The sequence below is a fragment of the Serratia sp. MF1(2023) genome, assembly GCF_030954545.1.
Classification (GTDB): domain Bacteria; phylum Pseudomonadota; class Gammaproteobacteria; order Enterobacterales; family Enterobacteriaceae; genus Serratia; species Serratia sarumanii.
The window spans coordinates 22,171-34,291 of record NZ_JAVHUX010000031.1 but is presented as its reverse complement, the minus strand read 5'-3'; the positions used below and the strand labels follow the sequence as shown (position 1 = coordinate 34,291).

The following is a 12,121-nucleotide window of genomic DNA, read 5'->3' as shown; positions in this document are numbered from 1 at the left end:
TTCCTATCAACCATAACGGCCAGTGATGTAGTCTTCAGTCTGCTTTTTCTGCGGCGCAGTGAACAGGTTATCAGTATCACTGAACTCGATCAGCTCGCCCAGGTACATAAATGCGGTGGAGTCGGAGCAGCGCGCCGCCTGCTGCATATTGTGGGTTACGATCACCACGGTGTAATCGGCCTTCAGCTCGCTGATCAGCTCTTCAATCTTGCCGGTGGAGATCGGATCCAGCGCCGAGCAAGGCTCATCCAGCAACAGCACTTCCGGGCGAATGGCGATGCCGCGGGCGATGCACAGGCGCTGCTGCTGGCCGCCGGAAAGGCTGTAGCCGCTCTGGTGCAGCTTGTCCTTGGTTTCGTTCCACAGCGCCGCCTTGGTCAGCGCCCACTGCACGCGCTCGTCCATATCGGCGCGCGACAGCTTTTCAAACAGGCGAACGCCGAAGGCGATGTTGTCGTAAATCGACATCGGGAACGGCGTCGGCTTCTGGAACACCATGCCGACCTTGGCGCGCAGCAGCGCGATATCCGAGTTGTCGGTCAGGATGTTCTGGCCGTCCAGCAGGATGCCGCCTTCCGCGCGCTGTTCCGGGTACAGCTGGTACATCTTGTTGAAGGTGCGCAGCAGGGTGGATTTGCCGCAGCCGGACGGGCCGATAAACGCGGTGACCTTGTTCTTGGCGATATCCAGCGTGATGTTCTTCAGCGCATGGAATTTGCCGTAGTAGAAGTTCAGATCGCGTACCTGAATTTTGCTGCTGGAAGCGTCAGTAACCATACTCATCAAGACTTCTCTCTTTTCATCAGCGCCGCCAAAGCGGCGCTCAAAATTTTATGAATGCTTTTTCTTGGCGAAAATCACGCGCGCCAGGATATTCAGTAACAGTACGCACAGGGTGATCAACAGCACCCCGGCCCAGGCCAGCTGTTGCCATTCGGCGAACGGGCTCATGGCGAATTTGAAGATGGTCACCGGCAGGTTGGCGATCGGCTGCATCAGGTCGGTGCTCCAGAACTGGTTCGACAGCGAGGTGAACAGCAGCGGCGCCGTTTCCCCCGCGATGCGCGCAATCGCCAGCAGCACGCCGGTGATGATGCCGGACACCGACGCCTTCAGCGTGATGGCGGAAATCATGCGCCATTTCGGCGTGCCCAGCGCATAAGCGGCCTCGCGCAGCGTATCCGGCACCAGCTTCAGCATGTTCTCGGTGGTGCGAATGACGATCGGCACCTGCAGCAGCGCCAGCGCGACGATGCCGGCCCAGCCGGAAAAGTGTTCCATCTTCGCCACCACGATGGTGTAAACGAACAGGCCCACCACGATCGACGGTGCGGACAGCAGGATGTCGTTGATAAAGCGGATCACTTCCGCCAGCCAGGATTTACGGCCGTATTCCGCCAGGTAGATGCCGGCCATGATGCCCAGCGGCGTGCCGAAGATGGTCGCCCACAGGATCAACAGGCCGCTGCCGGCGATGGCGTTGGCCAGACCGCCGCCCGCGGTGTTCGGCGGCGGGGTCATTTCAGTGAACAGCGCCAGCGACATGCCGTCGAAGCCTTTGGTCACGGTGGCGATCAGGATCCAGATCAGCCAGAACAGCCCGAACACCATGGTCGCCATCGACAGGAACAGCGCGAGACGGTTTTTCTGCCGGCGCCAGGCCTGCATTTTGCGGCGGCTTTCCGCCAGAACGACTGCGTTTTGCATATCCATCGTCGCCATGTTAACGCCCCTCATTCTTGGCCAGACGCATGATCATCAGTTTCGACAGCGCCAGCACGATAAAGGTGATAACAAACAGAATCAGGCCCAGCTCCATCAACGCGGCGGTGTGCACGCCGGACTCGGCTTCGGCGAATTCGTTGGCCAGCGCCGAGGTGATACTGTTGCCCGGCATGTACAGCGAAGCGCTGTCGAGCTGGTAGGTGTTGCCGATGATAAAGGTCACCGCCATGGTTTCCCCCAGCGCACGCCCCAGGCCCAACATCACGCCGCCGATGACGCCGTTTTTGGTGAACGGCAGCACGATGCGCCAGATGACTTCCCAGGTGGTGCAGCCGATGCCGTAGGCCGACTCTTTCATCATCACCGGGGTCTGTTCGAACACGTCACGCATGACTGCCGCGATGTAAGGAATGACCATGATCGCCAGGATCACCCCGGCGGCCAGAATGCCGATGCCGAAGGCCGGGCCGGAGAACAGCTCGCCGACGATCGGAATGCCCGACAGCACTTCGCCGACCGGCGTCTGGAAGTATTCGGCGAACAGCGGCGCGAACACGAACAGGCCCCACATGCCGTAAACGATGCTGGGGATGGCCGCCAACAGCTCAATGGCGATGCCCAGCGGCCGCTTCAGCCAGTTCGGCGCCAGCTCGGTCAGAAACAGCGCGATGCCGAAGCTCACCGGCACGGCGATGATCAGCGCGATAAGCGAGGTGACCACGGTGCCGTAGATCGGCACCAGCGCGCCGAACTGCTCCGCCGGCGCGTCCCACTCTTTGGTCCACAGGAAGGCGAAGCCGAATTTCTGCATGCTTGGCCAGGAGGCGAAGATCAGCGAAACAATGATGCCGCCCAGCAACAATAGGGTAATCAGCGCAGCCAGTCTCACCAGCGCGCTGAAAATGATGTCACCGTTTTTGCCCGGTGCTTTGATGGTCGGCTTGTACTCAGCCATAGATTACTCTCTGTTTGAACCCTGGCAGCCCCAACCGGGATCGGAGCCTGAAGAACTGTGTGGGGCGCGGCGAACCCGCGCCCCTGCGTTGTTAGTACAGCGCTTTGCCTGAACTGTCTTTTACGTTGGTTTTCCAGGCCGCGCGCACCTGCTCAACCACTTCTGCCGGCAGGGTGGCGTAATCCAGCTCGTTAGCCTGCTTGGCACCGGTTTTGTAAGCCCAGTCGAAGAACTTCAGCACTTCGGCGCCCTGAGCAGGGTTTTTCTGCTCTTTGTGCACCAGGATGAAGGTGGTGGATGTAATTGGCCACACGTTGTCGCCTTTCTGGTCAGTCAGATCCTGAGCGAAGGTCTTGCTCCAATCCACGCCCTTGGCCGCGTTGCTGAAGCTCTCTTCGGTCGGGCTGACCGGTTTACCGTCGGCGGATACCAGCTTGGTGTAAGCCAGGTTGTTCTGCTTGGCGTAAGCGTATTCTACGTAGCCGATAGAGCCAGGCAGACGCTGAACGAAGGCGGCGATGCCGTCGTTGCCTTTACCGCCCAGACCGGTCGGCCAGTTAACGGTAGAACCGGCGCCGATTTTCTCTTTCCACTGCGCATTGGCCTTGGACAGGTAGCTGGTGAACACGAACGAGGTGCCGGAACCGTCGGCGCGGCGCACCACGGCGATGTTCTGGTCAGGCAGTTTCACGCCTGGGTTCAGCTTGGTGATTGCCGGGTCGTTCCACTTTTTGACGTTGCCCAGGTAGATATCGCCCAGGGTTTTGCCGTCCAGCGTCAGTTCGCCGGATTTGATGCCCGGGATATTCACGGCCAGCACCACGCCGCCGATTACGGTCGGGAACTGGAACAGGCCGTCGGCCGCCAGTTTGTCGTCAGACAGCGGGGCGTCGGAGGCGCCAAAGTCAACGGTGTTGGCCACGATTTGCTTCACGCCGCCAGAGGAGCCGATGCCCTGATAGTTAACTTTGTTGCCGGTTTCTTTCTGATAAGAATCTGCCCACTTGGCGTAAACCGGAGCGGGGAATGTCGCACCTGCACCGGTCAGGCTGGCAGCAGCGAACGCGGACACGGTGGTCAGGGAGAAGGTCGCTGCCACAATACTGGCGACGGTGGTACGCATCAGTTTCATAATCCCTCCTAATGGGATATTTAAAATCGACTTCGAGTCGTTTTAATCAGAGTAAGTATTGCTGCAGGAGGGAAAATAGGACAGTTTGGTGACAGAAAAATGTACGCAATATGACAGTTATATTACAGCACGCCAGAGAGGCGTTTGTTTCTTTAAAAATCAATTAATTAGTCAAAAAACAGCGCACTTGACGTGCAATAAAAAAACGGTTTGGCGCGGCCTATCCGCTTGAATATGACAATGTTTATCGCCGAATCGGTCGCGCTGTCACCTTTAAGGTCGCTCATGAAAAAAGCCGGCGCAAAGGCCGGCTTTTGCAGTTTACCTGCGGCAGATTACTCTACGGTGACAGACTTCGCCAGGTTGCGCGGCTGGTCAACGTCGGTGCCTTTGATCAGCGCCACGTGGTAAGACAGCAGCTGCAACGGCACGGTGTAGAAGATCGGCGCCACGATTTCCTCGACGTGCGGCAGAGGAATGATGGTCATACCTTCGCTGCTGACGAAGCCGGCGTCCTGATCGGCGAACACGTACAGCTGGCCGCCGCGCGCGCGCACTTCTTCAATGTTGGACTTCAGCTTTTCCAGCAGTTCGTTGTTCGGCGCCACCACGATCACCGGCATATCGGCGTCGATCAGCGCCAGCGGGCCGTGTTTCAGCTCACCCGCCGCATAGGCTTCGGCGTGAATATAGGAGATCTCTTTCAGCTTCAGCGCCCCTTCCATGGCGATTGGATACTGATCGCCGCGGCCGAGGAACAGCGCATGGTGCTTGTCGGAGAACCCTTCCGCCAGCGCTTCGATCTCTTTATCCATCGACAGCATCTGCTCAATACGCGCCGGCAGCGCCTGCAGGCCATGCACGATCTCTTGCTCCACGCTTTCCGCCATGCCTTTCAGGCGGCCCAGACGCGCCACCAGCATCAACAGCACGGTGAGCTGCGTGGTGAAGGCCTTGGTCGAGGCCACGCCGATTTCCGTGCCCGCTTTGGTCATCAACGCCAGATCCGATTCGCGCACCAGCGAAGAGCCGGCCACGTTACAAACGGCCAGCGAACCGAGATAACCCAGCTCTTTGGACAAGCGCAGCGCCGCTAACGTATCGGCAGTTTCGCCGGACTGCGACAGGGTGATGATCAGGCTGCCCGGACGCACCGCCGATTTGCGGTAACGGAATTCGGACGCGATCTCGACGTCGCACGGCACGCCGGCCAACGCTTCAAACCAGTAGCGCGCCACCATACCGGAGTGGTAAGAAGTCCCGCAGGCGATGATCTGCACGTGCTGCACCTTGGCCAGCAGCTCGTCGGCGCGCGGGCCCAGCTCGCTCAGGTTGATTTGGCCATGGCTGAAACGCCCTTCCAGGGTGTTTTTCAGCGCCAGCGGCTGTTCGTAGATCTCTTTTTGCATGTAGTGACGGTAAGCGCCCTTGTCGCCGGCGTCATACTGCACCTGGGATTCGATTTCAGGGCGCTCGATGGCGTTGCCCTGCTTGTCGAAGATGTTGACGGTGCGGCGAGTCACTTCCACCACGTCGCCTTCTTCCAGGAAGATGAAGCGGCGGGTGACCGGCAGCAGCGCCAGCTGATCGGAAGCAATAAAGTTTTCCCCGACGCCGCGGCCGATAACCAGCGGGCTGCCGGAGCGCGCCGCGACCAATACGCTCGGATCGCGGCTGTCCATCACCACGGTGCCGTAAGCGCCGCGCAGCTGTGGGATCACGCGCTGAACCACTTCCAGCAACGTGCCGCCCTGTTGTTGTTCCCAGTGCACCAGGTGCGCGATCACTTCGGTGTCGGTTTCGGAGCTGAAGCGGTAACCGCGTTCGATCAGCAGTTCGCGCAGCGGTTCGTGGTTTTCGATGATGCCGTTATGCACCACGGTAATGTAGTCGGAAACATGCGGGTGCGCGTTCGCTTCGGTCGGTTCACCGTGCGTTGCCCAGCGGGTGTGAGCGATGCCGGTACCGCCGTGCAGATCGGTCTGCTCCGCCGCTTCGGCCAGTTTTTGCACCTTGCCTACGCGACGCAGGCGACTGACGTTGCCTTTTTCGTCGACCACCGCCAGACCGGCGGAGTCGTAACCGCGGTACTCGAGACGGCGTAAACCTTCCAACAGGATTTCTGCGATATCACGTTGCGCTACTGCGCCTACAATTCCACACATCAGTTGTATTCCTAATGAACGCCCTTCATGGGCGCTTTCGATGTCTTGACCTGATTTTTGCCGGTTTTACCGTGCGTCCCCGAGCCTGTAGATGGTGGGGGTTATTATGTTTTGTATTGGGCTCTGAACGGAGCCCAACGCAAAACACACTATGATTTCTTCTTCACCGGGCGTTGCCAGCCCTGAATGTGCACCTGCTTGACGCGGCTCAGCACCAGTTCGTTCTCGGCGATATCGCGCGTCACCGTGGTGCCGGCGGCGATGGTGGAACCCTTGCCGACCGACACCGGCGCCACCAGCTGAGTATCGGAACCGACGAACACGCCGTCGCCGATCAGCGTCTTGTGCTTGTTGGCGCCATCGTAGTTGCAGGTGATGGTGCCGGCGCCGATATTCACGTCATCGCCGATTTCGGCATCGCCCAGGTAGCTGAGGTGACCGGCCTTGGAGCCTTTGCCCAAACGCGCCTTTTTCATTTCCACGAAGTTGCCGACGTGGGCCCCTGCCGCCAGTTCCGCGCCAGGGCGCAGGCGGGCGAACGGCCCCACGGTGCAGTCGGCTTCCAGCACGCTGTCTTCCAGCACGCTGTAAGGGCTGATCTCGCAGTCATCGCCGATCACGCAGTTTTTCAGCACGCAGCCGGCGCCGATTTTCACCCGGTCGCCCAGCTTGACGTGACCTTCGATAATCACATTCGCATCAATAGTGATGTCGCGGCCGTGAACAAGTTCCCCGCGCAGGTCAAAACGCGCCGGATCCAGCAGCATCACGCCGGCCAACAGCAGCTTTTCAGACTGTTCCGACTGGAAGACGCGCTCCAGGGTCGCCAGCTGCAGGCGGTTGTTCACGCCTTCCACTTCACTCAGGCGCGACGGGTGCACGGTTTCGATTTTCTTGCCGTCGGCATGGGCCAACGCAATGATATCGGTAATGTAAAACTCGCCCTGTGCGTTGTCGTTATTCAACATCCCCAGCCAGCGCTTCAGATCGCGCCCGTTCGCCACCAGGATGCCGGTATTGATCTCGTTGATCTGGCGCTGTGCCTCGCTGGCATCCTTGTGTTCGACGATGCCCACCACGTTGCCCTGCTCGCGCACGATGCGGCCGTAGCCGCTCGGATCGTCCAGCTTGACCGTCAGCAGACCGATACCGCCCTGCGGTTTGGCCGCCAGCAGGCGTTGCAGCGTATCCACGGAGATCAACGGCACGTCGCCGTACAGCATCAGCACGTCTTCATCGTCGGCAAAGTGCGGCGCGGCCTGCTGCATTGCATGGCCGGTACCCAATTGCTCGGCCTGCAGCACCCAGTTCAGCGCGCCGTCAGTCAACGTGCTTTTCAGCAGATCGCCGCCGTGGCCGTATACCAGGTGAACATGTTGCGCGCCCAGTTTCATCGCGGCATCAATGACGTGTTGCACCATCGGCTTACCGGCCAACGGATGTAAAACCTTGGGAAGATCGGAATACATGCGTGTTCCCTTGCCCGCGGCGAGGATAACCACGCTCATTGCGCTGTTCGACATAAGCAACCTGATAACTCCATTTTGATAGACGAAAGTAAAACCGTTTAGCGACAATATTACTACATATTTCTCATCACGAACCCGGCGCAGGCCGCGTGGGCCTTGGCCTGCCGCTATCGTGGCCAATTCGGCGCCGGGACGAAAAAACTGTCGGCGATCGGCGACGTTTATTTCCCGATATCAGGGGTTATACACCACACCGCCCGCCGGGCTGAAATGCTTATTTTAAAGTAAAAAAAAAGCGACCCTATAGGCCGCTTTCTTAAAGTTGGGTGCTTTGCACCCAAACATTACATCGCTTTTCTGGTGAGCTCGATAACGCGCAGTTTCGCGATCGCTTTCGCCAGTTCAGCGGATGCCTGAGCATAGTCGACATCGCCATGAGAGCTGCGAATGTGTTCTTCAGCTTTACGCTTAGCTTCCAACGCTCTCGCTTCGTCGAGGTCAGTACCACGGATAGCAGTGTCCGCCAGCACGGTAACCACGCTCGGCTGCACCTCGAGGATGCCGCCGGACAGGTAGATGAACTCTTCTTCACCGTGCTGCTTAACAATACGCACCATGCCAGGCTTGATGGCAGTCAGCAGCGGCGCATGGCCAGGGAAGATCCCCAGTTCACCTTCGCTGCCTGTCACCTGGATCTTCTGCACCAGGCCGGAAAACATCTGTTTTTCCGCGCTGACTACATCCAGATGGTAAGTCATAGCCATATCACCCTCCTCTCAAGGCGTTACAGTTTCTTGGCTTTTTCCACTGCTTCTTCAATGGTGCCAACCATGTAGAACGCCTGCTCCGGCAGGTGGTCATAGTCGCCGTCCATAATGCCTTTGAAACCACGGATGGTGTCTTTCAGCGATACGAACTTGCCCGGAGAACCGGTGAAGACTTCTGCCACGAAGAACGGCTGAGACAGGAAGCGTTGGATCTTACGCGCACGGGATACGACCAGTTTGTCTTCTTCAGACAGCTCGTCCATACCCAGGATCGCGATGATATCTTTCAGTTCCTGGTAGCGTTGCAGAATGGACTGCACGCCACGCGCTACGTCGTAGTGCTCCTGGCCAACAACCAGCGGATCCAGCTGACGGCTGGTGGAATCCAGCGGGTCAACGGCCGGGTAGATACCCAGAGAAGCGATGTTACGGCTCAGTACCACGGTTGCGTCCAAGTGCGCAAAGGTGGTGGCTGGTGACGGGTCAGTCAAGTCATCCGCAGGAACGTAAACGGCCTGTACGGAAGTGATGGAACCGGTCTTGGTCGAGGTGATACGTTCTTGCAGAACGCCCATCTCTTCCGCCAGCGTTGGCTGATAACCTACCGCGGATGGCATACGGCCCAGAAGTGCGGACACTTCGGTACCGGCCAGGGTGTAACGGTAGATGTTGTCAACGAACAGCAGAACGTCACGGCCTTCGTCACGGAATTTCTCCGCCATGGTCAGACCGGTCAGCGCAACGCGCAGACGGTTACCTGGTGGCTCGTTCATCTGGCCGTAAACCAGGGATACTTTGTCCAGAACGTTGGAGTCGGTCATTTCGTGGTAGAAGTCGTTACCCTCACGAGTACGCTCGCCCACGCCCGCAAACACGGAATAACCGGAGTGCTCGATCGCGATGTTACGGATCAGCTCCATCATGTTTACGGTTTTACCCACGCCCGCACCGCCGAACAGACCGACTTTACCGCCCTTGGCGAACGGACAAATCAGGTCCATTACCTTGATACCGGTTTCCAGCAGTTCCTGGGAGCTGGACAGCTCTTCGTAGCTTGGCGCCGCGCGGTGAATCGCCCAACGCTCTTCTTCGCCGATGTCGCCTTTCATGTCGATCGGTTGACCCAATACGTTCATGATACGGCCCAGGGTAGCTTTACCCACCGGCACTTCAATCGGGTGGTCCAGGTTGTTCACTTTCAGACCGCGACGCAGACCGTCGGAGGTCCCCATTGCGATACAGCGAACCACGCCACCGCCCAGCTGTTGCTGAACTTCCAACACCAGTTTTTCGGTGCCGTTTTCTACCTCAAGGGCGTCGTACACTTTCGGTACGGCATCCTGAGGGAACTCGACGTCCACCACGGCGCCGATTACCTGGATAATCTTTCCAGTAGCCATCTTGAATCCTCTACGTAATTCGTAAACCTAGCTTAAACCGCGGAGGCTCCCGAAACGATCTCGGTGAGTTCCTGAGTGATGCTGGCCTGACGCGCCTTGTTGTATACCAACTGCAGCTCTTTGATCAGGCTACCGCCGTTATCGGTTGCGGCTTTCATCGCGACCATTCGTGCGGCCTGCTCGCTGGCCAGGTTTTCCACGACGCCCTGATAAACCTGCGACTCCACATAGCGGCGCAGCAAGGTATCAAGCAGCACTTTTGGATCGGGTTCATACAGGTAATCCCAAGGCGTTTTCTTCAGCTCTTCGTCATCGGCTGGCGGTAACGGCAGCAGCTGAAGCACCTGCGGCTCTTGGGACATCGTATTAACAAATTTGTTGCTGACAATGTACAGCTTGTCCAAACGACCTTCGTCGTAGGCCTGCAGCATCACTTTCACCGGCCCGATCAGATCCGACAGGGAAGGTTTGTCCCCCATGCCGGTCACCTGGGCAACCACGTTGCCGCCCACGGAACCAAAGAAAGAGGCCGCTTTAGAGCCAATCAGCGCCAAATCGGTTTCGACGCCTTTTTCGGACCAGGCTTTCATCTCCGCCAGCAGCTTTTTGAACAGGTTGATGTTCAAGCCGCCGCAGAGACCACGGTCAGTAGACACCACCAGATACCCGACGCGCTTAACGTCACGCTCATCCAGGTACGGGTGCTTGTACTCCAGATTCCCTAACGCAAGGTGACCAATCACTTTGCGCATGGTCTCTGCATAAGGACGGCTGGCCGCCATGCGATCCTGCGATTTACGCATTTTGGAGGCGGCGACCATTTCCATCGCTTTAGTGATCTTTTGCGTGTTTTGCACGCTAGCGATCTTACTACGTATCTCTTTTGCGCCGGCCATCTCTGCTTCTCCTCAGTGCCAGACGGCCTGCTGTCTTTCAACAGCAGGACCGTTCGGCGTTACCAGGACTGGGTTTTCTTGAAGGTCTCGAGGATGTCTTTCAACTTGCCCTCGATCTCATCATTGAAGTTGCCAGTTTGGTTGATGTGGTTCAGCAGCTCGGCGTGCTCGCGGTCCGCATAGGCGACCAGCGCGGCTTCGAAGCTCACCACTTTGGCGACTTCGACGTCGTTCAGGTAACCGCGTTCTGCGGCAAACAGCACCAGAGACTGTTGTGCGACCGACATCGGCGCATACTGTTTCTGTTTCAGCAGCTCGGTCACTTTCTGACCGTGGCTCAGCTGTTTACGGGTCGCGTCGTCCAGATCGGATGCGAACTGGGAGAACGCAGCCAGTTCACGATACTGCGCCAGCGCGGTACGGATACCGCCGGACAGTTTCTTCATGATCTTGGTCTGCGCGGCGCCACCAACACGGGATACGGAGATACCCGGGTTAACTGCCGGACGAATACCGGAGTTGAACAGGTTGGATTCCAGGAAGATCTGACCATCGGTAATCGAGATTACGTTGGTCGGAACGAACGCGGAAACGTCACCCGCCTGGGTTTCAATGATCGGCAGAGCGGTCAGTGAACCGGTTTGGCCTTTAACTTCACCTTTGGTGAAGGCTTCAACGTATTCGACGTTAACGCGCGCTGCACGCTCCAGCAAGCGGGAGTGCAGGTAGAATACGTCGCCTGGGTAAGCTTCACGACCTGGCGGACGACGAAGCAGCAGGGAAATCTGGCGGTAAGCAACGGCCTGTTTGGACAGGTCATCGTACACGATCAGCGCATCTTCACCGCGGTCACGGAAATATTCGCCCATTGCGCAACCGGCGTATGGCGCCAGGTATTGCAGTGCAGCGGATTCGGAAGCGGTCGCCACAACCACGATGGTGTTGGCCAGTGCGCCGTGCTCTTCCAGTTTGCGCACCACGTTAGCGATGGTGGACGCTTTCTGGCCGATAGCCACGTAAACGCATTTGATGCCGGAGTCGCGTTGGTTGATGATCGCATCGATCGCCAGCGCGGTTTTACCGGTCTGACGGTCACCGATCACCAGCTCACGCTGGCCACGGCCGATTGGAATCATGGCGTCAACGGATTTGTAGCCAGTCTGAACCGGCTGATCAACGGATTGACGCTCGATAACGCCTGGCGCGATAGCTTCTACCGGAGAGAAACCGTCGTTCTCAATCGGGCCTTTGCCGTCGATTGGCGCGCCCAGGGTGTTAACTACGCGGCCCAGCAGACCACGACCGACTGGAACTTCCAGGATACGGCCGGTGCATTTAACCTTCATGCCTTCGGCCAGATCCGCGTACGGACCCATAACCACGGCACCGACGGAGTCGCGCTCCAGGTTCAATGCGATTGCGTAACGGTTGCCAGGCAGCGCGATCATTTCGCCCTGCATAACGTCGGCCAGGCCGTGTACGCGGATGATCCCGTCGCTGACGGAAACGATAGTACCTTCATTGTGAGCTTCGCTCACTACATTGAACTGAGCAATGCGCTGCTTGATCAGTTCGCTGATTTCGGTGGAATTCAGTTGCATGCTCCAGTCCC

Annotated in this window: 10 protein-coding genes; all 10 read right to left on the bottom strand. The window is 58.1% G+C overall.

Going from position 1 to position 12,121, the window contains the following annotated elements:
* Positions 1-6 precede the first annotated feature (6 nt).
* Positions 7-777, bottom strand: a complete 771-nt coding sequence (gene pstB / locus REA38_RS15530; RefSeq protein WP_016929614.1) for a phosphate ABC transporter ATP-binding protein PstB — start codon at positions 775-777, stop codon at positions 7-9.
* Positions 778-831: 54 nt separating this feature from the next.
* On the bottom strand, positions 832-1,722 hold the full coding sequence (pstA, locus tag REA38_RS15525) for a phosphate ABC transporter permease PstA (protein WP_033636520.1): 891 nt from the start codon (positions 1,720-1,722) through the stop codon (positions 832-834).
* A 1-nt stretch (position 1,723) separates the two neighbouring features.
* Positions 1,724-2,680, bottom strand: coding sequence for a phosphate ABC transporter permease PstC (pstC, locus tag REA38_RS15520; RefSeq protein ID WP_308886185.1), 957 nt, complete (start codon positions 2,678-2,680; stop codon positions 1,724-1,726).
* Between the two features lie 91 nt (positions 2,681-2,771).
* Positions 2,772-3,812, bottom strand: a complete 1,041-nt coding sequence (gene pstS, locus REA38_RS15515) for a phosphate ABC transporter substrate-binding protein PstS (RefSeq protein ID WP_033636519.1) — start codon at positions 3,810-3,812, stop codon at positions 2,772-2,774.
* 335 nt (positions 3,813-4,147) lie between these two features.
* On the bottom strand, positions 4,148-5,977 hold the full coding sequence (gene glmS, locus REA38_RS15510) for a glutamine--fructose-6-phosphate transaminase (isomerizing) (RefSeq protein ID WP_033649563.1): 1,830 nt from the start codon (positions 5,975-5,977) through the stop codon (positions 4,148-4,150).
* A 149-nt stretch (positions 5,978-6,126) separates the two neighbouring features.
* Positions 6,127-7,500, bottom strand: a complete 1,374-nt coding sequence (gene glmU, locus REA38_RS15505; RefSeq protein WP_033649564.1) for a bifunctional UDP-N-acetylglucosamine diphosphorylase/glucosamine-1-phosphate N-acetyltransferase GlmU — start codon at positions 7,498-7,500, stop codon at positions 6,127-6,129.
* Positions 7,501-7,790: 290 nt separating this feature from the next.
* Entirely contained in the window at positions 7,791-8,210 is a 420-nt protein-coding gene (locus REA38_RS15500) for a F0F1 ATP synthase subunit epsilon (RefSeq protein WP_004933814.1), read from the bottom strand.
* 20 nt (positions 8,211-8,230) lie between these two features.
* A complete protein-coding gene (gene atpD, locus REA38_RS15495; protein WP_004933813.1) occupies positions 8,231-9,613 on the bottom strand; it encodes a F0F1 ATP synthase subunit beta in 1,383 nt (460 codons plus the stop codon).
* A 32-nt stretch (positions 9,614-9,645) separates the two neighbouring features.
* Complete coding sequence (gene atpG / locus REA38_RS15490) at positions 9,646-10,509, bottom strand: F0F1 ATP synthase subunit gamma (RefSeq protein ID WP_004933811.1); 864 nt, start codon at positions 10,507-10,509, stop codon at positions 9,646-9,648.
* 59 nt (positions 10,510-10,568) lie between these two features.
* On the bottom strand, positions 10,569-12,110 hold the full coding sequence (atpA, locus tag REA38_RS15485) for a F0F1 ATP synthase subunit alpha (RefSeq protein ID WP_308886183.1): 1,542 nt from the start codon (positions 12,108-12,110) through the stop codon (positions 10,569-10,571).
* Between the last annotated feature and the right edge of the window lie 11 nt (positions 12,111-12,121).

Excerpts from the sequence above, each read along its gene's own strand:
- glmU (WP_033649564.1), bottom strand. The coding sequence starts at position 7,500 with ATGTCGAACAGCGCAATGAGCGTGGTTATCCTCGCCGCGGGCAAGGGA.
- atpD (WP_004933813.1), bottom strand. The coding sequence starts at position 9,613 with ATGGCTACTGGAAAGATTATCCAGGTAATCGGCGCCGTGGTGGACGTC.
- pstS (WP_033636519.1), bottom strand. The coding sequence starts at position 3,812 with ATGAAACTGATGCGTACCACCGTCGCCAGTATTGTGGCAGCGACCTTC.
- REA38_RS15500 (WP_004933814.1), bottom strand. The coding sequence starts at position 8,210 with ATGGCTATGACTTACCATCTGGATGTAGTCAGCGCGGAAAAACAGATG.
- pstA (WP_033636520.1), bottom strand. The coding sequence starts at position 1,722 with ATGGCGACGATGGATATGCAAAACGCAGTCGTTCTGGCGGAAAGCCGC.
- pstC (WP_308886185.1), bottom strand. The coding sequence starts at position 2,680 with ATGGCTGAGTACAAGCCGACCATCAAAGCACCGGGCAAAAACGGTGAC.
- atpG (WP_004933811.1), bottom strand. The coding sequence starts at position 10,509 with ATGGCCGGCGCAAAAGAGATACGTAGTAAGATCGCTAGCGTGCAAAAC.
- glmS (WP_033649563.1), bottom strand. The coding sequence starts at position 5,977 with ATGTGTGGAATTGTAGGCGCAGTAGCGCAACGTGATATCGCAGAAATC.
- atpA (WP_308886183.1), bottom strand. The coding sequence starts at position 12,110 with ATGCAACTGAATTCCACCGAAATCAGCGAACTGATCAAGCAGCGCATT.
- pstB (WP_016929614.1), bottom strand. The coding sequence starts at position 777 with ATGGTTACTGACGCTTCCAGCAGCAAAATTCAGGTACGCGATCTGAAC.